A 20,261-nucleotide genomic window follows, 5' to 3' on the forward strand; every position below is an offset into this window, starting at 1 on the left:
GGATTCCGGGCGCAGACGTTCGACGTCACACTCCGCAGGGTACCGCTCACAAACCGAAGCGCCGCTGGAGATCCCCCAGCTGACCTGGGCGACGGTTCCCGGAGCCGGGTTGACCCGCGCCCGGGACGCCCGGCTGGTCGGGTGTCCCCCCGGACGGCTGTTCGGCCATCAGCGCCTCGGTCGACTGGAGCAGCACCGTACCGGCGCCGACGAACTCGAACTGGTGCTCCTCGCCCGAGGCCCCGCCGATCCCGGTCATCGCCCGCAGTCCGCCCAGCAGCCCCGTCATGTACCCGTGGTCGTAGTGGTGGCAGGGCGACGGGCAGTCCGCCCAGCCCACCAGCGCCTGCGGGTCGACCCGCAGCGGCGGCTCCATGAAGACCACCGGACCGTTGGAAGCGGCGACGAACTTCCCCGTGCCGATCAGCGTCAGGAACCCCGGCACGATCGACTGCTTCAGCGCCAGCGTCGGCTGGAACGCCAGCAGATTGCCGGACCGGATCGTCAGGTTCCCGTCCTCCAGGTCGTACGAGTTGACGTCGAACGCCCGGTCCGCGAGCAGCATCTTCCCGTCGCCCTCGGCCACCACCCAGTCGCTCGCGTGCAGCGGTGAGTGGAAGCTCGCGCGCATGAGCCGCTCGAACCGGCCGTGCCCGACGCCGTCGAACTGGATCTGCCCGTAATAGGCGATCATCTTGCCCTTCTGGAGGAACCACTGGCTCCCACGGAGCTCCACGCAGAAGGTGTACGCGTTGACGTTGTCGTCCGACGGCAGTGTCATCGGATCGAAGATCACGGGCGTGCTCACAGTTTCTCCTCCGACGCCTGGACGTACACCGCGCCGTTGCCGGTCAGCTCCAGCTGGAACGCCTCGCCCGAGCCGCGCCCCACCATGTCGCGCCAGCCGAGCGCGGTCGACAGCTTGTTCCGTACGTCGCCGTGGTGCGCGACGTACGCCTGCGGGTCCACGTGCACCTCGTGGCCCGGGGCGATCGGCAGTTCGATCACTCCGCCGTGCGCCATCACCGCGACCGCCCCGTGTCCCTGAAGCGTCGTGGTGAAGAGCCCCTGCCCGGTCACCTGACCGCGCACCATGCCCATCACCCCGCCCTGCGAACCCATGAACATCGTGCCCTGGGTCAGCGTCCCGTCGAAGGCGAGCAGCCGGTCCGCCTCCACGTACAGCGTGTCGCCCGCCAGGTTGATCACCTGGATGTGGTGGCCGCCGTGGCCGAACATCACCGTGCCGTTGCCCTCGACCGTCATCAGCGGGGTCGCCTCGTTGGCCACCCGCCGGCCGATCATCGACATCAGTCCGCCCTGCCCGCCCTGGATGTTCGGCGTGAACGACACCTCGCCCCGGTACGCGAGCATCGCGCCGCGCTGGCTGTACATCTTCTGGCCGGGGACCACGGTCCCCTCGACCATCTTCGAGTTGATCTCACGGAACGGCATCAGACATCGCCCCCGACGGTGTTCCGCTCGCTCGGCTGGACGTAGACGAGACCGTCGCCCTCGAACCTGATCTGGAAAGCCTCGCCCGAACCCTCGCCGATCAGTGTCCGGAAGTTGACCCCCGCCTGGAGGTGCTGCCGGAGTCCGCCCTGATGGGCGATGTAGGCGCCGGGGTCGACGAAGAGCGGGTACCGGGGCGTCACCCGCAGCACCACCGCCTGCCCGTCCGACATGATCGCCGCCTGGCCGGTGCCCTCGACGGTCGTGGTGAACAGGCCGTTGCCGCTCGCCCCGCCCCGCAGCCCGGTGAAGCTGGTCCCGGTGCGCAGCGCGGCGTCGGTGCACAGCAGATTGCTCGCCTCGACGTACAGCTTGTCACCGTGCAGCGACACCAGGCTGATCTCGCTCGCCCGGTCCGCGAAGTAGCACGTCCCCTTCCCCTTCACCTCCATCACGGCCATCTGCTCCCCGGTCAGGCGGCGGGTCACCATCCCGCGTATGCCGTCACCCCCGCCGGTCATCTTCTTGAACGTCATCCGGCCGTCGTACGCGACCATCGAACCGTTCTTCGCCTTGACGGCGTCGTCGGTCAGGTCGACGGCGAGCGTCTTGCTGCCTTGCAGTCGGAACATTGCCACGGAGCGACCGTAGCGGCCCGGACCGCCTCCGCACAGAGTCCCGGGAACGACACGGACCCCGACCCGCCCCCGACACCCGCCCCACCCCGGGCGCCGGACCGCGCGCCGGACGGTGCACAATGGGAGCGCTTGTGCGTCCGTTCACAAGCCGTCACGCTCCTCCCACCGAAGGTGCCCCCGTGGACATCAAGACCGCCTCCGCCCTGCACCGGCTGCGCCTCATCTCGATTCCCGAGGCGCTCTCCTTCCCGGCGCTCATCCTCTTCGGCTCGGTGCTCAGCCGGGTCTCGGACATCGACTTCCTGATGATGCCGCTCGGCGCCCTGCACGGGGTGCTCTTCGTGATCTACGTCGTGCTGCTGCTGGACGTCTGGGCGAAGACCAAGTGGCCGCTGAAGCGGGTCGCGTTCTTCTTCCTGCTCTGCCTGCTGCCGTTCGGCGGGCTCTACGGCGACAAGGTCCTCAAGCGGTACGAGGCCGACGGCGTCATCGCCGCCCGCGCCCGCAGGGAAGGGACGGTCAGCGCGTGATCGTCGCCTTCTCGGTCAGCCCCCTCGGCGTCGGTGAGGACGTGGGCGAGTACGTCGCCGACGCCGTCAGGGTCGTCCGCGAGTCCGGACTGCCCAACCGCACGGACGCCATGTTCACCTCCGTCGAGGGCGAGTGGGACGAGGTGATGGACGTCGTCAGGCGCGCCGTCGCCGCCGTCGAGGCCCGCGCCCCGCGCGTCTCGCTGGTGCTCAAGGCCGACATCCGACCCGGTGTCACCGACGGTCTCACCTCCAAGGTGGAGACGGTGGAACGCCATCTGGCGGGCTGACATCCCGTCCCCGCCCGGGTGTGCCATCTGGCGGGCTGACACCCCGGCCGGCCCGGTGTGCCATCTGGCGGGCTGACACCCTGTCCCCGCCCGGATGTGCGATCTGGCGGGCTGACATCCCGGCCCCCGCCCGGGTGCGTGGCGGCCGGCACACGACACCGGACGCACGACGCCCGGCCGACAGCGCCGGAGTCACGGCGGCCGGTGCACGATCCCCGGCCCACGACGCCCGGTTCACGGCCCCGCGTACGGATCGGGGACCGCGAGGGCGATGCCCAGGGGTGTCCGCTCGTACAGCACCTGGTGGCCGTACCGCCGTGACGTCAGCAGCCCCGACGCCCGCAGCACCGACAGATGCTCCGAGACGGAGGACGGCGCGAGGCCCAGCCGGTGGGCCAGCGCGGTGGTCCCGGACGGTTCGTCGAGCGCGCACAGCACATCGGCCCGGGCCCGGCCGAGCAGCCGGGCGAGCGTGTCCGGGGTGCGGTCGGCGGGCTCCGCCCACAGCCCGCCGATGCCCCGGGCCGGGTAGACCACACCGGCCCGCCACGGCGGCTCGTATCCGCCGACCACGTTCGGCCAGGTGAAGACGCTCGGCATCAGGACCAGACCCTGACCGCCGAGCACCCGTTCGTGATCGCCGGTCGTCCGCAGCACGGTCAGCGTCGAACCGGTCCAGCGCAGTTGGGGACTCAACTCGCCGAGCAGCCGCTCGAAGCCGATCTCGGCGAGGCGGCGCGAGTGGTACGCGATGTCCGCCTCCAGCAGGGCGCGCAGCCGGGGCCAGTGCGGCCGGACCAGTGCCCGCCAGACCTGTTCGAGCAGATCCGCCAACTGCTGGACCGACCGTGCGGGATTCGCGAGCAGGGCCCGGCCGCCGGGGGAGTCCAGCGCGCCGGGGTTGTCCGCGAGGGCGAGCGCCATGTCCTGGCGGGCGACGCCGGGATCGGTGGTGCGCAGTTGCGCGATCTCCTCGTCGAAGGAGGCCGTCGGACCCGCCGGCGGCGGGCAGAGGAAGTCCGGGTTGTGCCCGCCGCGCGGCATCAGCAGCTGGAGCGGGGCGAGGTCGAGCCCGGCGGCCGCCTCCCGGGTACGCCGCAGCCACGGCAGGTGGTAGCCCTGCCGGTCCGGGCGGTCCAGGACACGCACCGCTTCCTGGGTCTCCCAGAGCGGGGAGAGCGCGAACCGGCAGCGGAGCAGGTCACCCTCGTCGAAGCGGAGATGGAACGGCATACGCGGCCCCGGGAAGTTTCGGTCTGGGACGAAAGTCTACGGGCGGGCGACCGGGGCCGCACAGACTGCGTCCATGCCGAGCGACACCCACACCCCGGCGGGCGATCCCCGCGACCCGTCCGCCCCCAGGGTGCCGCCCACGGCACCGGTCCCGGAGCGCGCCCCGAGCCCCGACCCGAGCGGGCTCCCCGCGCTCCGGGACCAGACCCGGTCCGCCGCCCGCGGTTACTCCACCGTGTTCGCCGTCCGGGAGTTCCGGGCGGTGTTCGCCGCCCATCTGCTCTCCCTCCTCGGCGTCGTCGTCAGCGAGATCGCGCTCACCGTGCTGGTCTACGACCTCACCGGCTCCCCGCTGCTCAGCTCCCTCACCTTCGCGCTCGGCTTCCTCCCGTACCTCGTCGGCGGCACGCTCTTCGCGAGCGTCGCCGACCGGTATCCCGCGCGCCGGGTCCTGGTCGGCTGTGACCTCCTGTGCGCGCTCTGCGCCGCCGGGATGGTCCTGCCGGTCACCCCCGTCGCCGGGCTCCTCGCGCTGCGCTGCCTCATCGCCGCCGTGTCGCCCGTCTTCACCGGGACCCGGATGGCGGCCCTCACCGACGTACTGGGCGACGGCGAGCTGTACGTACTCGGCCGGTCCCTGCTCCGCCTCGTCTCGCAGAGCGCGGTGCTCACCGGCTTCGGCGCGGGCGGTGTGCTGCTCACCGTCGTCTCCCCGCGCGGCGCGCTCACCGTCACCGTCGTCACCTTCCTCTGCTCCGCGACCCTCCTGCGGTTCGGCACCCGCCACCGCCCGGCCCGCACCGGGCCGGACGGGACGTCGGCCGCCCTGCTCAAGGACTCGTTCGCGGGTGCCCGGCGGGTCCTCGCCGATCGCAGGACCCGCGCGCTGCTGCTGCTTTTCTGGCTGCCCGCGTTCTTCGTCGTCGCGCCCGAGGCGCTGGCCGCCCCCTACGCGGACGCCATCGGTGCGGGCCCCGCGGCCCTCGGACTGCTGATGTGCGCGATGCCGGTCGGGCACATCGCCGCCGAGCTGTACGTGGGCACCGCGCTCGGCCCCCGGCTCCGCTCGCGGATCGTGCTGCCGGTCGCCGCCGTGGGCCTCCTGCCGTTCCTGGTGTACGGGTTCCGGCCCGGCCTGGTCCCGGCCGTCGCCGCTCTCGTGCTGGCCGGGGCGGGCGCCGCGTACAACATCGGGCTCGACCAGTGGTTCGTCGACGCCGTGGCGGAGGAACTGCGCGGCCGGGCCATGACCCTCCTCACCGCGGGGCTGATGACGATCCAGGGCGCCGGCATGGCCCTCGCCGGGCTGGCCGCCGAATTCCTCCCCGTCCACCAGGTCGTCCTCGCCGCCGGGATCGCCGGCACCCTGTGCACCCTGCTCCTCGTCAGGGAGGCCCGCGCGACCGCGCCGGAACGCGGTCCGGGGACCGAAAGGCGGGACGGCTCCGGACGCCTCGGGGCCACTGGGTAAGGTCGGGGCCGTGCCGAAGCCGCTCAGCCTCTCCTTCGACCCCATCGCGCGCGCCGACGAACTGTGGCGGCAGCGCTGGGGCCCCGTTCCCTCCATGGGTGCGATCACCTCGATCATGCGCGCCCAGCAGATCCTGCTCGCCGAGGTCGACGCGGTCGTCAAGCCGTACGGGCTGACCTTCGCGCGGTACGAGGCGCTGGTGCTGCTCACCTTCTCCCGGGCCGGTGAGCTACCGATGTCCAAGATCGGCGAACGCCTCATGGTGCACCCCACGTCCGTCACCAACACCGTCGACCGGCTGGTCAGGTCCGGGCTGGTCGACAAGCGGCCCAACCCCAACGACGGCCGCGGCACCCTGGCGTCCATCACGGAGAAGGGCCGCGAGGTCGTCGAGGCGGCCACCCGCGAACTGATGGCGATGGACTTCGGGCTCGGCGCCTACGACGCCGAGGAATGTGCCGAGATCTTCGCGATGCTGCGGCCCCTGCGGGTCGCCGCCCAGGACTTCGACGAGGTCTGAGCGACGACGGCAGGGCGCCGCAAGATCGCCCGAGGTGTCCGGTTACGCTCGATGGCATGAAACGCAGTGTGCTGACCCGATACCGGGTGATGGCCTACGTCACCGCTGTCATGTTGCTCGTGCTCTGCACCTGCATGGTCTTCAAGTACGGCTTCGAGACCGGCGAGGGCCTGACCCTCGTGGTCTCGCAGATCCACGGCGTGCTCTACATCATCTATCTGGTCTTCGCCTTCGACCTGGGCTCCAAGGCGAAGTGGCCGGTCGGCAAGCTGCTGTGGGTGCTGGTCGCGGGCACCATCCCCACCGCCGCGTTCTTCGTCGAGCGGGCCGTGGTCCGCGAGGTGGAGCCGATGATCACCGACGGCACCCCGCAGACCGCCAGGGCCTGAACCACCGCGCCGGGCGGTGGTCCACCCACCGCCCGTCCGTCGCCCGCCGACCGCCCGTGCGAAGTGCCGGGCGGTTTCCCATCGACATTTACTAGGACGTCCTAGTAAATTCGAAGCATGGACGGTATGGACGCTGACGCGATCGACGAGGGCCGCCTCCGCTGGCAGGCCCGCTACGACAAGGCCCGCAAGCGCGACGCGGACTTCACCACGCTCTCCGGGGACCCGGTCGAGCCCGTGTACGGGCCACGCCCCGGGGACACGTACGAGGGATTCGAGCGGATCGGCTGGCCCGGTGAGTACCCCTTCACACGCGGCCTCCACCCGACCGGCTACCGCGGCCGCACCTGGACCATCCGCCAGTTCGCCGGCTTCGGCAACGCCGAGCAGACCAACGAGCGCTACAAGATGATCCTCGCCGCGGGCGGCGGCGGTCTCAGCGTCGCCTTCGACATGCCGACCCTGATGGGCCGCGACTCCGACGACCCGCGCTCCCTCGGCGAGGTCGGGCACTGCGGCGTCGCCATCGACTCCGCCGCCGACATGGAGATCCTGTTCCAGGGCATCCCGCTCGGCGACGTCACGACCTCCATGACGATCAGCGGCCCCGCCGTCCCCGTCTTCTGCATGTACCTCGTCGCCGCCGAGCGCCAGGGCGTCGATCCGGCCGTGCTCAACGGCACGCTCCAGACCGACATCTTCAAGGAGTACATCGCCCAGAAGGAGTGGCTGTTCCAGCCCGAGCCCCATCTGCGCCTGATCGGCGACCTGATGGAGCACTGCGCCCGCTCCATCCCCGCGTACAAGCCGCTCTCGGTCTCCGGCTACCACATCCGCGAGGCCGGGGCGACGGCCGCGCAGGAGTTGGCGTACACCCTCGCCGACGGCTTCGGCTACGTGGAGCTGGGCCTCTCCCGGGGCATGGACGTCGACGTCTTCGCGCCCGGCCTCTCCTTCTTCTTCGACGCGCACCTCGACTTCTTCGAGGAGATCGCGAAGTTCCGCGCGGCCCGCCGGATCTGGGCCCGCTGGATGAAGGAGGTGTACGGGGCGAAGACCGACAAGGCCCAGTGGCTCCGCTTCCACACCCAGACCGCCGGTGTCTCGCTCACCGCCCAGCAGCCGTACAACAACGTCGTACGGACCGCGGTCGAGGCCCTGTCCGCCGTCCTCGGCGGCACCAACTCGCTGCACACCAACGCCCTCGACGAAACCCTCGCGCTGCCGTCCGAGCAGGCCGCCGAGATCGCCCTGCGCACCCAGCAGGTGCTGATGGAGGAGACCGGCGTCGCCAACGTGGCGGACCCGCTGGGCGGTTCCTGGTACGTCGAGCAGCTCACCGACCGGATCGAGGCCGACGCCGAGAAGGTCTTCGAGCAGATCAAGGAGCGCGGTCTGCGCGCCCACCCGGACAACCGGCACCCGATCGGCCCGATCACCTCCGGCATCCTGCGCGGCATCGAGGACGGCTGGTTCACCGGTGAGATCGCCGAATCCGCCTTCCGCTACCAGCAGTCGCTGGAGAAGGGCGACAAGCGGGTCGTCGGCGTCAACGTCCACCACGGCTCGGTCACCGGGGACCTGGAGATCCTGCGGGTCAGCCACGAGGTCGAGCGCGACCAGGTGAGCCACCTCGGCAGCCGCAAGGCGGCCCGCGACGAGGCGAGGGTCCGGGCCGGGCTGGACGCGATGCTGGCCGCCGCCCGCGACGGCGGCAACATGATCGAGCCGATGCTCGAAGCGGTACGGGCCGAGGCGACCCTCGGCGAGATCTGCGGGGTCCTGCGGGACGAATGGGGCACGTACACCGAGCCGCCCGGCTTCTGAGCCTCTGAGCCGCCGTCCCGTTCCAGGCACCGGCCCCGTCCCCGAACCGCCGCCCCGTCACCGAACCGCCGTCCGGCCGCGGAACGGCGGGCGGCCGGGGGTGGCGGGACATGACGGGGCGGCCGGACGGCGGGCCGCGGGCGGGACCCGGCCGGTCATCGGGCCGCGTCCGCCCCCAGCCCCGAGATCAGCAGGACGGAGAACCGCCGGGCCCAGTCGGCGTCCACCGGCTCGGCGCTCACCAGCGTCCGGTGCAGCACGGCGCCCGCGATCACATCGAAGATCAGATCGGCCGTCCGCGCCGCCGTGGCCCCGTCCGGCTCGCCGGGCAGCTCCCCGCGCTCCTGCGCCCGCTCCCGGCCCAGCATCACGAGGCGCTTCTGCCGGTCCACGATCGAGTCACGGATGCGTTGGCGCAGCGCGTCGTCACGGGTCGACTCCGCGACCACCGCCATCAGCGCGGTCTTGGTCTCGGGCCGCTCCAGCAGCGCGGCGAACTGGAGCACGACGCCCTGCACATCGGCGGCCAGACTGCCCAGGTCCGGGAGTTCCAGCTCGTCGAAGAGGACCGCGACGGCGTCCACCACCAGCTCGTTCTTGCCCGCCCACCGCCGGTAGAGCGTCGTCTTGGCGACCCCCGCCCGGTTCGCCACATCGCCCATCGTCAGCTTCGACCAGCCCAGGTCCACCAGGGACGCCCGGGTCGCCTCCAGGATCGCGGCGTCGGCCGCGGCACTGCGCGGGCGTCCTGTGCGGGCGTGCGGGGGGTCGCTGCGGCTCAGCATGCGGTGACCATACCCGCCGGTAGCCAACTCGGTCCGGCCCCGGTTTCCGTGAGACAGATCACCACTCGCTCCTGTGCACGAGGGGCATCGTGCAGTTACGCTACGGGTCGTATCGTAAGGATGGCGGTCGTACCGTCAGCCCGCAGCGAACAGCGACAACCACAGGCACCGGGTGGGGACCCGGAGCCGAACCGGGTCTTTCAGGGGCCCCAGGGCCGTGTCCGTCCGTCATCCCGCACACCGGCGGGGTCCACGGACGGGCGTGGTTCCCGTATCGCTTTCCGTTACGGCGTGCCGAGGGGGGAGGATGTACGCATGCAGCCTAGGAACATGTCCATGAGCGGCGTCGTCGACCTCGCCGCTGTGAAGGCGGCCAACGAGGCCAAGGTGAAGGCGGAGCAGGCGCGTGCCGAGGCCGCCCGGCAGGGCGGTGGTGGTGCGGTACCGCCGTCCGCCCTGGTGATCGACGTCGATGAGGCGGGCTTCGAGCGGGAAGTGCTCCAGCGCTCCACCGAGGTTCCCGTCGTCATCGACTTCTGGGCCGAGTGGTGCGAGCCGTGCAAGCAGCTGGGACCGCTGCTCGAACGCCTCGTCCAGGAGTACGCCGGCCGCTTCGTGCTGGCCAAGGTCGACGTCGACGCCAACCAGATGTTGATGCAGCAGTTCGGTATCCAGGGCATCCCGGCGGTCTTCGCCGTGGTCGCGGGCCAGGCCCTCCCGCTCTTCCAGGGCGCCGCCCCCGAGGCCCAGATCCGGCAGACCCTCGACCAGCTGATCCAGGTCGGCGAGGAGCGCTTCGGCCTCACCGGGATCGCGGTCGACGCGTCCGCCGAGGGGGGCCCGGCGGTGCGGGAGCCGGCCGAGGTGCCCGCGGGTCCGTACGACGCCCTGCTCGAAGCGGCCGTGCGCGCGCTGGACGCCAACGACTTCGCCGGCGCCGTCCAGGCGTACAAGAACGTCCTCGTCGACGACCCGGCCAACACCGAGGCCAAGCTCGGCCTCGCTCAGGCCGAACTCCTCGCCCGAGTGCAGAAGTTGGACCCGCAGCAGGTGCGCGCCGACGCGGCCGCGGAACCGGCCGACGTGCGGGCGCAGACCGCCGCCGCCGATCTGGACCTGGTCGGCGGCCATGTCGAGGACGCGTTCGGCCGACTGGTCGAGACCGTCCGTCGCAACGTGGGCGACGACCGGGAGGCGGCCCGGGTGCGGCTGCTGGAGCTCTTCGAGGTGATCGGCCCGGACGACCCCCGCGTCACCGCCGCCCGGACGGCGCTGGCACGGGTCTTGTTCTGATGTGACAACAAGGCCGTGGCACCCTCGGGTGCCACGGCCTTTTTCGTATCACACCCCATGCGGACGTCTCCGCTTTACCAAATCTTGATAATCCGCGCGTGCTGTTACTCGCAGTAAATCGTGCCTGGGGATATGTCCGCATACGGTGCTCAATCTCCGCTTCCGTCCTCCCGTCCGGAACCACCCTCGGTGCCCGGGTGGCGCCGCTCGGCCACGCCCCCGCCGACGGCCCGTTACCAGCCAGTAACGAACCCCTTGTGCCACGGCCCGGAATGCACCACGATCGGCCACGCTCGGTCCGACACCGCCAGCCCGGCAGCCAGCCGGCGCGACGGGCCTGTCGGGTCCCCACCGGGCCGGTCGGGCCGCAGTCGCGCCGACCGTGGACAGGGGGGTTCCCGCCTGCCGGGCGGGGCCTGTCCGACGCGGTCGCGCACCCGCGTGACCCGTGGTTGTCGCTCGGGGGTGATCGCCGGTTCTCCGGGCGCGGTACGCCTCCGGAACGGGCGCTCTCCTTCCCGAGGACGTCGCACTTCTCCCATCCAAGGACGGGCCGTCGCCCGTACCGGAGATGTACGTCCGAGAAGGAGGAAAGTCATGGAGTCCCATGTTCGTGGCGGGACCAGATGGAAGCGGTTCGCTCTCGTGATGGTGCCGAGCGTGGCCGCCACGGCCGCGATCGGGCTCGCCCTCGCGCAGGGCGCGCTCGCCGCGTCGTTCAGCGTCTCCGGCCAGTCGTTCAAGGTCAAGGCGAAGCAGGTCGACGGGTACGGATTCTCGCAGTACGGCGGTATCGACACCGGTTACGCGGATGTCGAGGGCGACGCGAAGACCGCGCACCCGGTCGCGATCTCGTCGTTCAAGAACGCGACGATCACGGAGATGTGCCAGTCCGTGGTCACGCCGAAGATCCCCGTCTTCGGTTCGGTCAGCCTTCAGCTGAAGGCCGGTTTCGGCAAGGAGAAGGTGGAGGCCACCAACCTCTACCTCGACATCTCCGAGCTGGACGCCGACGCCACCTTCGAGAACATCGAGATCGGCGTGGCCACCAGGGACGCCAAGAAGGGGCCGCCCGTCAAGGCGGGCGAGAACATCAAGGAGAACGGTTTCGCCCAGCAGGCGGACCACGCGGTTCTCGACAACGTCGAGCAGAAGGCGTGGGCGACCACCGCCGGCACGTTCAAGCTCAGCGGCCTGAGCATGCGGCTCTACAGCGACGCCAGGGAGTGCTACTAGTGCCGGTCCCGGCACCAGTGGTGTGACCGGCACCGGGGTCCGCCGTCCGGACCGGGCCGGCGCGGTCCGTGTGCCGGGCACGCGATCCCGGTGTGTTCCGAGCCGGAGGCCCTGAGCGCTCCGCCCGGGTGGGTGGGGGAGTGGTCACACTGCCCCGCCCGTCCGACTCCCTCTTCTTTCAGCGCAAGACCGGTTCCAGGGAGCTGTTTTCCATGAGCGCCGAGACCACAGGTTCCCGCGGATTCGCCTACTGGCGGCTGCGGTTCCGTGCCTGGCGGCAGACCCGGCCGTTCTGGGCCGGACTCTTCACCACGCTGGGCGGCGTACCCATCGCCTACTTCCCGTACGCGGATCTCAAGATCGGCCATCTGACGCTGACCATGGCGACCACCGCGGGCGCCGGGTCACTGATCATCGGGGTACTGCTGGCCACCCTCGGCCTGACCATGTGGTACCACCAGATCGTCCGGGTGTTCGCGGGTGTCGCCACGATCCTGCTGGCGCTCGTCTCCATCCCGGTGGCCAACTTCGGGGGATTCGGCATCGGATTCCTGCTCGCCCTGATCGGCGGCTGCCTCGGCCTCGCGTGGGCGCCGGGCACCCCGGTCGCCGAGCGGCCGGACGAGTACCCGGCAGGGCCGGGGCGGACCGACGGGGCCGGTGTTCCGCCCGGCGCCGACGACCCCTCGTACACCGCCGGAAGACCCGCCGCGTGGAGCGACGACGACGGTACGAGCCCGACGGCCGACGCCAACGGCGGGAGGAACAGTGCGGGGTGACGAGACACGACCGGACCCGGTCACGGGCGGGGACCGCCGGACCGGGGAAGGACCGCGGCACGCGGCCCCCAGGAAATCGCTGCTGACGAAGCTTCACATACCCGCCGGCAAGGCGTTCGCGCTGGCCGCGATGCCGACGGCGGTCCTCGTCGGGATGGGGCTCACCCCCAGGCTCGCCCTCGCGGACGACCGCCCGGACATCCCGTTCGCACCCGGCCCCTGCGTCACCCGCTCCGACGAGCCCGGCGCCTCGCCGCAGCCGTCGCAGTCGCCCCGGCCGTCGGAGTCACCGTCGCCGGAGTCGTCGCCGCCGGAGTCGTCGCCGTCCCCGTCCCCGTCCGGAACCGCCTCCGACGCCCACACCGGTGCGGAGCCGGACCAGGGCACGGCTCCCGGCACGGACGGCAAGACCCCGGACGCCGGTCAGGACAACGGGAGTACGGGACCCGCCGGGCAGCGCCAGGACACGGGGCCGGCCCCCTCGACGAGCCCGTCGCCGAACGGCGCGGCGCGGAACGCGGCGGCCGGGCCCGCGAAGCCGGAGAACCCCTTCGGCCCGCTGGGTCTCGGTGACGCGCTCAAGGACCTCTTCGACGGGCCGGGGAAGGAGACCCCCTCCCCGGCACCGAGCGCCACCGCCCCGGCCCCCTCCCTCTCGGAGTCCGCCACCGCCGAGACCCCCGCCCCCTCGGAGTCCGCCACCGCCGGCCCGACCCCCGGCACTCCGGCTTCCGGCGGCGCTCCGGGCGGGACGACCGCCGAGCCGTCCGACCGGGCCGACGGCCCGGCGAAGGAGGCCCAGGACAGGACCGCCGGAGCCATGCGCGACGCCGCGGACCGGGCGGGCCTGGAAGTGGCGGAGCTGGACGACGACGTCAAGGGCCTCGACGCCAAGCCGGACGAGGACATCCCGGACGGTGCCAAGCAGCCGTTCCCCTGTCCGACCCCCGACCCCGAGGCGCTGGCCGCGGCCGACCTGGAGCAGGGCGTCCCGCTGCTCCCGACCGACCCGTGGGTCCTGCGCAGTTCGCTGCTCACGCTGAGCGGGCTCGACTACAAGGGCATCGTCGAGGTGCGGACGGGCGACGGCGCCGTGAAGAAGGTGCTGAAGTTCACCGCGTCCTCGGTCGACATCAAGGACCTGCACCAGACGACGGTCGGGCCGGGCGGCACCACCGGCCATGTCGAGGCGCGGAAGGGGTCCACCTCCACCATTCGCAACGGCACGGTGACGATGTACACGCAGGAGCTGAAGGGGAACCTCTTCGGGCTCATCCCGATCACGTTCAGTCCCCGGACCCCGCCGCCGCTGAACGTACCGTTCGCGTTCTTCACCGACGTCACGGTGGTCCAGGCCGGTCAGCTCGGCGGCACCCTGAAGATCCCCGGACTGCACAACTACTTCACCGGGGCGGCCGGTTAGGGCCCGTACCAGGCGCTGACGGCTGGGACCGCCGGGCCCACGGCCTGCGGTCCGGAGCCACGCGCGGCTGTGGCCCGCCACCCCCGGGCGCCTTCCGGCGCCTTCAAGGGGTGCGGGCCACAGCCGTGTCCGCGCGCCGGGGTCAGCCCTGCGACTCGCCGCCCAGGTGGTGCACCCGGACCATGTTCGTGGTGCCGGGGATGCCGGGGGGCGAGCCGGCCGTGATGATCATCGTGTCGCCCTCGTTGTAGCGGCCCAGCTTCAGCAGCTCCGCGTCGACCAGGTCCACCATGGCGTCCGTGTTGTCGACGTGCGGCACGATGTGCGCCTCGACGCCCCAGCTCAGCGACAGCTGGCTGCGGGTCGACTCGTCGGTGGTGAAGGCGAGGATCGGCTGCACGGCGCGGTAGCGCGACAGCCGCCGGGCCGTGTCACCGGACTTGGTGAAGGCGACCAGTGCCCTGCCGTCCAGGAAGTCGGCGATCTCGGCGGCCGCGCGGGCCACCGAACCGCCCTGGGTACGGGGCTTCTTGCCCGGTACCAGCGGCTGGAGGCCCTTGGACAGCAGCTCCTCCTCGGCGGCGACGACGATCTTGGCCATCGTCTTGACCGTCTCGATCGGGTACGCGCCCACGCTGGACTCGGCGGACAGCATGACCGCGTCCGCCCCGTCCAGGATCGCGTTGGCGACGTCGGACGCCTCGGCGCGCGTCGGCCGCGAGTTGGTGATCATCGACTCCATCATCTGGGTCGCCACGATCACCGGCTTGGCGTTGCGCCGGCACAGCTCCACCAGGCGCTTCTGCACCATCGGGACCTTTTCGAGCGGGTACTCGACGGCCAGGTCGCCACGGGCCACCATCACACCGTCGAACGCCGCGACGACGCCCTCCATGTTGGCGACGGCCTGCGGCTTCTCGACCTTGGCGATGACGGGGACCCGGCGGCCCTCCTCGTCCATGATCTTGTGGACGTCCTTGACGTCACCGGCGTCCCGTACGAAGGACAGCGCGACCAGGTCGCAGCCCATCCGCAGGGCGAAACGCAGGTCGTCGATGTCCTTCTCGGACAGGGCCGGTACGTTGACCGCCGCACCCGGCAGGTTGATGCCCTTGTGGTCGGAGATCACCCCGCCCTCGATGACGATGCTCTTGACCCGCGGACCGACGACCTCGGTCACCCGCAGCTCGACATTGCCGTCGTTGATCAGGATCTGGTCGCCCTTGGAGACGTCTCCGGGCAGACCCTTGTAGGTGGTTCCGCAGATGGTCTTGTCACCGGGGACGTCCTCGGTGGTGATGGTGAACTCGTCACCGCGCACCAGCTCGACGGGGCCCTCGGCGAAGGTCTCCAGGCGGATCTTGGGGCCCTGGAGGTCGGCGAGGACGCCGACCGCCTGTCCGGTGTCGACGGAAGCCTTGCGGACGCGGTGATACCGCTCCTCGTGCTCCGCGTGGGACCCGTGGCTCATGTTGAGACGGGCCACGCTCATACCGGCCTCGATCAGCGCTTTCAGCTGCTCGTAGGAGTCGACGGCGGGGCCCAGTGTGCAGACGATTTTGGAACGGCGCATATGGCTGATCCTATCCGTTTGTTTCGCTGCGGAATATTCCGGCTGGTGGAAGATACAAAGGGGCGCGGGTGCGCTCAGTTGTCGACCAGGGCGAAGGTCTGGCCGGCGATCTCCAGCTCCTCGTCCGTCGGCACCACGGCGACCGCCACCCGGGCGTGGTCCGGTGAGATCAGCCGCGGTTCGCCGGACCGTTCGGCGTTCAGTCCGGCGTCCACCACCAGGCCGAATTCCCCGAGACCGGCGATCGCAGCCTCCCGGACCGGGGCCGAGTTCTCCCCGACCCCCGCCGTGAACACCACGGCGTCCACCCGCCCGAGGACCGCCGAATAGGCGCCGATGTACTTCTTCAGCCGGTGGATGTAGATGTCGAAGGCGAGCGCCGCCCGCTCGTCGCCCTCGTCCACCCGGCGCCGGATCTCCCGCATGTCGTTGTCGCCGCAGAGGCCGACGAGACCGCTTCTCTTGTTGAGCAGGACGTCGACGTCGTCCGCCGACATGCCCGCCACCCGCTTCAGATGGAAGGTGACCGCCGGATCGATGTCCCCGGAACGGGTACCCATCACCAGCCCCTCCAAGGGGGTCAGCCCCATCGACGTCTCCACGCACCGGCCGCCCGCCACCGCGGAGGCCGAGGCGCCGTTGCCCAGGTGCAGCACGATGACGTTGACGTCCTCGGGCGCCCGCCCCAGCAGCTCGGCCGTCCTGCGTGAGACGTACGCGTGCGAGGTGCCGTGGAAGCCGTACCGGCGAATCCGGTGGGCGTCCGCGGTCTCCACGTCGATCGCGTACCGCGCCGCGGACTCCGGCATCGTCGTGTGGAACGCCGTGTCGAAGACCGCGACCTGCGGCAGATCGGGGCGCATCGCGCGGGCGGTACGGATGCCCATGAGGTTCGCCGGATTGTGCAGCGGCGCCACCGGCACCAGCCGCTCGATCTCCTTCACCACGTCGTCGGTGATCAGCGTCGGCTCCGTGAACCTCAGCCCGCCGTGCACCACCCGGTGGCCGATCGCGGCCAGCTCGGGGGAGTCGAGACCGAGCCCGTCGGCGGCCAGTTCCTCCGCCGCGGCCTTCAGCGCCTCCGAGTGGTCGGCGATCCGGCCGGACCGCTCACGCGGCTCACCGCCCCCGCCGGCCGGCGGGGTGTGCTTCAGCCGGGAGGTCTCCTCGCCGATCCGCTCGACCAGACCGACCGCGAGGCGCGAGCGGTCGCTCATGTCGAGGAGCTGGTACTTCACCGACGAGGAACCGGAGTTGAGCACCAGCACCCGGGTGGCGCGCGCGCCCGCCGGTCCTCCGGCCGCCGCACCGTCCCGTCCGGTGCCGGTGTGCGCGCCCGTACCCGGGCCGGTGCGCGTGTCCGTGTTGTGCGTACGCTCCGAGGTCATCGGGTCCGCCTCTCACCCTGCGCCTGGATCGCCGTGATGGCCACGGTGTTGACGATGTCCTGGACGAGCGCCCCGCGCGACAGGTCGTTGACCGGCTTGCGCAGCCCCTGGAGCACGGGACCCACCGCCACCGCGCCCGCCGACCGCTGTACGGCCTTGTAGGTGTTGTTGCCGGTGTTCAGGTCCGGGAAGATCAGCACGGTCGCCTGGCCGGCCACCGCGGAACCGGGCAGCTTGGTCGCCGCCACCGACGGCTCGACCGCCGCGTCGTACTGGATCGGGCCCTCGATCCGCAGGTCCGGACGGTCCGCGCGGACCCGCTCCGTCGCCTCCCGCACCTTGTCGACGTCCGCGCCCGAACCGGACGTGCCCGTCGAGTACGAGAGCATCGCGATCCGGGGCTCCACGCCGAACCGGGCTGCGGTCGCGGCCGACTGGACGGCGATGTCCGCCAGCTGCTCCGCGTCCGGGTCCGGGTTCACCGCGCAGTCCCCGTACACCAGCACCTTGTCGGCGAGGCACATGAAGAACACCGAGGACACGATCGACGCGTCCTCCTTGGTCCCGATGATCTCGAAGGCGGGGCGGATGGTCGCCGCCGTGGAGTGCGCCGTGCCGGAGACCATGCCGTCGGCCAGCCCCTCGTGCACCATCAGGGTGCCGAAGTAGTTCACGTCCGACACCACGTCGTACGCCAGCTCCTCCGTCACACCGCGGTGGGCGCGCAGCTGCGCGTACCGCTCGGCGAAGGACTGGCGCAGTTCGGAGGTCCGCGGGTCGGTCAGCAGTGTGCCGGCCAGATCGATGCCGAGGTCGGCGGCCTTCTTGCGGATCAGGTCCGGGTCGCCGAGCAGCGTCAGTTCGCAGACGTCACGCCGCAGCAGTACGTCGGCGGCGCGCAGCACCCGCTCCTCGGTGCCCTCGGGCAGGACCACCCGGCGCCGGTCCGCGCGGGCCTGCTCCAGCAGATCGTGCTCGAACATCATCGGGGTGACCCGGCCGCTGCGGGCCAGCGAGATCCGGTCCAGCAGGGCGCCGGTGTCCACATGGCGTTCGAATACACCGAGCGCGGTCTCCGCCTTGCGGGGCGTCGCCGCGTTCAGTTTGCCCTCCAGCGCGAAGAGCTTCGCGGCGGTCGGGAAGGAGCCCTCGGCCACCGCCACGACCGGGGTGCCGGGCGCCAGCCGGGCGGCCAGCGTCAGTATCTCCTCACCCGGCCGCTCGTTCAGGGTCAGCAGCAGACCCGCGATCGGCGGGGTGCCCGCGGTGTGCGCGGCCAGCGAGCCGACCACCAGGTCCGCCCGGTCGCCGGGGGTGACCACCAGACAGCCAGGGGTCAGCGCGTTCAGCAGGTTCGGCAGCAGCGCGCCGCCGAACACGAAGTCCAGCGCGTCCCGGGCGAGCCCGGCGTCGTCGCCGAGCAGCACGGTGCCGTCGAGCGCCGCGGTGACCTGGGCGACGGTGGGCGCGGAGAGCGCCGGATCGTCCGGGAGGACCGAACACAGGACGGGCAGCCGCGCGGTCAGCCGCTCGGCGATGAGGTCGCGGTCCTCGGACGCCACCCGGTTCACCACCAGCGAGAGAACGTCGCAGCCGAGACCGGCGTAGGCCCGGTAGGCGTTGCGCGCCTCGGCCCGTACGGACTCCGCGGGCTGGCCCTTGCCACCGACCACGACGATCACCGAGGCGCCGAACTCGTTGGCCAGCCGGGCGTTGAGCGCCAGTTCGTCGGGCAGCTGGGTGGCGGCGAAGTCGGTACCGAGGACCAGCACCACCTCGTACTCCCCGGCCACCTGGTGGAAGCGCTCGACGAGGCGGGAGACCAGCTCGTCGGTGCCCTGTTCGGCCTGGATCGCGGACGCCTCGTGGTAGTCGAGGCCGTAGACCGTGGAGGCGTCCTGCGAGAGCCGGTAGCGCGCTCTGAGCAGTTCGAACAGACGATCAGGACCGTCGTGGACCAGGGGGCGGAACACCCCGACCCGGTCCACCTGACGCGTCAGAAGTTCCATGACTCCCAGATCGACGACCTGACGGCCGTCCCCCCGGTCGGTCCCGGTCACGTACACGCTGCGCGTCACGCATGCTCTCCCGTCGATTTTTGGGCGGTTGAGGTGGTAATGCCCTCTTGACGATACCCGCGGGCTCCGCCGTGGCGCCCACCGGACGAGGGCCCGGAACGGGGCCCGCGCCGAGGCCGGGCGAGGCGCGCGGCGGACGCCCGCCGTGGCCCGGCCCGAGCCGGCCGGACCACCGGCGATCCGTCCGTGCGGTGGACGGGAACGCGGGCGTCCGGCCCGGCGTGGGACAATCGTCATGGCTCACGGTACGGGGGTTTCTCGAACAGCCCCTCGGAACGCATGTCACTAACGAGCAGGAGACACAGCACGATGCGCATCGGAGTTCTCACCGCAGGCGGCGACTGCCCCGGCCTGAACGCAGTGATCCGGTCGGTCGTGCACCGTGCCGTGGTGGGTCACGGCGACGAGGTCATCGGCTTCGAGGACGGCTTCAAGGGCCTCCTCGACGGACACTTCCGCCCCCTGGACCTCAACGCGGTCAGCGGCATCCTCGCCCGGGGCGGCACCATCCTCGGCTCGGCCCGGCTGGAGCGCGACCGGCTGCGCGAGGCCGCCGAGAACTGCGAGGAACTGTCCCGGCGTTACGACATCGACGCGCTGATCCCGATCGGTGGCGAGGGCACCCTGACCGCCGCCCGGATGCTCTCGGACGCCGGAATGCCCGTCGTCGGCGTCCCGAAGACCATCGACAACGACATCTCCGCCACCGACCGCACCTTCGGGTTCGACACCGCGGTGGGCGTCGCGACCGAGGCCATAGACCGGCTGAAGACCACGGCGGAATCGCACCAGCGGGTCATGGTCGTCGAGGTGATGGGACGGCACGCGGGCTGGATCGCCCTGGAGTCCGGGATGGCGGGCGGCGCGCACGGCATCTGCCTGCCCGAGCGGCCCTTCGAGGTCGCCGACCTGGTGAAGATGGTCGAGGAGCGCTTCGCACGCGGCAAGAAGTTCGCCGTCATCTGCGTCGCCGAGGGCGCCCACCCGGCCGAGGGCTCCATGCCGTACGCCAAGGGCGAGATCGACCAGTACGGTCACGAGCGCTTCCAGGGCATCGGCAACCGTCTCGCCGTCGAGCTGGAGACGCGGCTCGGCAAGGAGGCCAGGCCGGTCATCCTCGGGCACGTCCAGCGCGGCGGCACTCCGACCGCGTACGACCGGGTGCTCGCGACCCGCTTCGGCTGGCACGCCGTCGAGGCCGTGCACGACGGGCACTTCGGGCGGATGACCGCTCTGCGCGGCAACGACATCGAGATGGTGCCGCTGGCGGACGCCGTCACCCAGCTGAAGCGGGTGCCGTCGGACCGGATGCGCGAGGCCGAGTCGGTCTTCTGAGGCCCACGCGGACGCGGT

At 71.3% G+C, this 20,261-nt stretch carries 19 protein-coding genes; 11 read left to right on the plus strand and 8 right to left on the minus strand.

Features of this window, described 5'->3' with window-relative positions:
- Positions 1-46: 46 nt before the first annotated feature.
- Genes PZB75_RS22945 through PZB75_RS22955 form a run of 3 tightly spaced genes read right to left on the minus strand, consistent with a single transcriptional unit; the run spans position 47 to position 2,087 of the window.
- Positions 47-808 (minus strand): AIM24 family protein, encoded by a 762-nt coding sequence (locus tag PZB75_RS22945; protein ID WP_275537179.1) that lies wholly within the window; start codon positions 806-808, stop codon positions 47-49.
- Positions 805-1,455 carry an AIM24 family protein gene (locus PZB75_RS22950; RefSeq protein WP_275537180.1) on the minus strand — a complete coding sequence of 217 codons (651 nt, stop codon included), beginning with the start codon at positions 1,453-1,455 and terminating at the stop codon, positions 805-807. Before PZB75_RS22950 ends, PZB75_RS22945 begins: the two co-directional genes overlap by 4 nt.
- A complete protein-coding gene (locus PZB75_RS22955; protein WP_275538829.1) occupies positions 1,455-2,087 on the minus strand; it encodes an AIM24 family protein in 633 nt (210 codons plus the stop codon). The genes PZB75_RS22950 and PZB75_RS22955 overlap by 1 nt, the downstream gene beginning before the upstream one ends.
- 185 nt (positions 2,088-2,272) lie before the next feature.
- Between PZB75_RS22955 and PZB75_RS22960 the strand changes: the two genes are divergently transcribed.
- A complete protein-coding gene (locus tag PZB75_RS22960; RefSeq protein ID WP_275537181.1) occupies positions 2,273-2,623 on the plus strand; it encodes a DUF3817 domain-containing protein in 351 nt (116 codons plus the stop codon).
- The gene (locus tag PZB75_RS22965) at positions 2,620-2,913 is read left to right on the plus strand and encodes an MTH1187 family thiamine-binding protein (protein ID WP_275537182.1); all 294 of its coding nucleotides are present in this window, start codon (positions 2,620-2,622) and stop codon (positions 2,911-2,913) included. The genes PZB75_RS22960 and PZB75_RS22965 overlap by 4 nt, the downstream gene beginning before the upstream one ends.
- A gap of 234 nt (positions 2,914-3,147) precedes the next feature.
- Here the strand turns inward: PZB75_RS22965 and PZB75_RS22970 are convergent, their stop codons facing one another.
- A complete protein-coding gene (locus PZB75_RS22970) occupies positions 3,148-4,146 on the minus strand; it encodes a DUF5937 family protein (RefSeq protein WP_275537183.1) in 999 nt (332 codons plus the stop codon).
- Between the two features lie 73 nt (positions 4,147-4,219).
- Here PZB75_RS22970 and PZB75_RS22975 point away from each other — a divergent pair, with 73 nt between their 5' ends.
- From PZB75_RS22975 to PZB75_RS22990, 4 genes are all read left to right on the plus strand, one after another.
- Positions 4,220-5,617: an MFS transporter gene (locus PZB75_RS22975; protein WP_275537184.1), complete on the plus strand. Its 1,398-nt coding sequence runs from the start codon at positions 4,220-4,222 to the stop codon at positions 5,615-5,617.
- A gap of 10 nt (positions 5,618-5,627) precedes the next feature.
- Positions 5,628-6,137, plus strand: a complete 510-nt coding sequence (locus PZB75_RS22980; RefSeq protein WP_275537185.1) for a MarR family transcriptional regulator — start codon at positions 5,628-5,630, stop codon at positions 6,135-6,137.
- Between the two features lie 56 nt (positions 6,138-6,193).
- Positions 6,194-6,526, plus strand: a complete 333-nt coding sequence (locus PZB75_RS22985) for a DUF3817 domain-containing protein (protein WP_275537186.1) — start codon at positions 6,194-6,196, stop codon at positions 6,524-6,526.
- A gap of 126 nt (positions 6,527-6,652) precedes the next feature.
- Positions 6,653-8,353: a methylmalonyl-CoA mutase family protein gene (locus PZB75_RS22990; RefSeq protein ID WP_275538830.1), complete on the plus strand. Its 1,701-nt coding sequence runs from the start codon at positions 6,653-6,655 to the stop codon at positions 8,351-8,353.
- A gap of 155 nt (positions 8,354-8,508) precedes the next feature.
- Here the strand turns inward: PZB75_RS22990 and PZB75_RS22995 are convergent, their stop codons facing one another.
- A complete protein-coding gene (locus tag PZB75_RS22995; RefSeq protein ID WP_275538831.1) occupies positions 8,509-9,135 on the minus strand; it encodes a TetR/AcrR family transcriptional regulator in 627 nt (208 codons plus the stop codon).
- A gap of 318 nt (positions 9,136-9,453) precedes the next feature.
- Between PZB75_RS22995 and PZB75_RS23000 the strand changes: the two genes are divergently transcribed.
- The 4 genes from PZB75_RS23000 (at position 9,454) to PZB75_RS23015 (ending at position 13,869) form a co-directional block, all read left to right on the plus strand.
- Positions 9,454-10,431 carry a tetratricopeptide repeat protein gene (locus tag PZB75_RS23000; protein ID WP_275537187.1) on the plus strand — a complete coding sequence of 326 codons (978 nt, stop codon included), beginning with the start codon at positions 9,454-9,456 and terminating at the stop codon, positions 10,429-10,431.
- A gap of 597 nt (positions 10,432-11,028) precedes the next feature.
- Positions 11,029-11,667 carry a DUF6230 family protein gene (locus PZB75_RS23005; RefSeq protein ID WP_275537188.1) on the plus strand — a complete coding sequence of 213 codons (639 nt, stop codon included), beginning with the start codon at positions 11,029-11,031 and terminating at the stop codon, positions 11,665-11,667.
- Between the two features lie 212 nt (positions 11,668-11,879).
- Positions 11,880-12,446, plus strand: a complete 567-nt coding sequence (locus PZB75_RS23010; protein WP_275537189.1) for a DUF6114 domain-containing protein — start codon at positions 11,880-11,882, stop codon at positions 12,444-12,446.
- Positions 12,436-13,869, plus strand: coding sequence for a hypothetical protein (locus tag PZB75_RS23015; protein ID WP_275537190.1), 1,434 nt, complete (start codon positions 12,436-12,438; stop codon positions 13,867-13,869). Before PZB75_RS23010 ends, PZB75_RS23015 begins: the two co-directional genes overlap by 11 nt.
- A 142-nt stretch (positions 13,870-14,011) precedes the next feature.
- Here PZB75_RS23015 and pyk read toward each other — a convergent pair whose 3' ends face one another.
- The 3 genes from pyk to pta all read right to left on the minus strand — a co-directional run bounded on the left by pyk (position 14,012) and on the right by pta (position 18,908).
- The gene (gene pyk / locus PZB75_RS23020; RefSeq protein WP_275537191.1) at positions 14,012-15,442 is read right to left on the minus strand and encodes a pyruvate kinase; all 1,431 of its coding nucleotides are present in this window, start codon (positions 15,440-15,442) and stop codon (positions 14,012-14,014) included.
- Between the two features lie 74 nt (positions 15,443-15,516).
- Positions 15,517-16,830 (minus strand): acetate kinase, encoded by a 1,314-nt coding sequence (locus PZB75_RS23025; RefSeq protein WP_275537192.1) that lies wholly within the window; start codon positions 16,828-16,830, stop codon positions 15,517-15,519.
- Entirely contained in the window at positions 16,827-18,908 is a 2,082-nt protein-coding gene (pta, locus tag PZB75_RS23030) for a phosphate acetyltransferase (protein ID WP_275537193.1), read from the minus strand. Before pta ends, PZB75_RS23025 begins: the two co-directional genes overlap by 4 nt.
- A 309-nt stretch (positions 18,909-19,217) precedes the next feature.
- On the opposite strand from pta, the gene PZB75_RS23035 reads away from it, so the two are divergent.
- Positions 19,218-20,243 (plus strand): ATP-dependent 6-phosphofructokinase, encoded by a 1,026-nt coding sequence (locus PZB75_RS23035; RefSeq protein WP_275537194.1) that lies wholly within the window; start codon positions 19,218-19,220, stop codon positions 20,241-20,243.
- The last annotated feature ends 18 nt before the right edge of the window (positions 20,244-20,261 follow it).

The sequence above is a fragment of the Streptomyces sp. AM 4-1-1 genome (assembly GCF_029167625.1).
Lineage (GTDB): Bacteria > Actinomycetota > Actinomycetes > Streptomycetales > Streptomycetaceae > Streptomyces.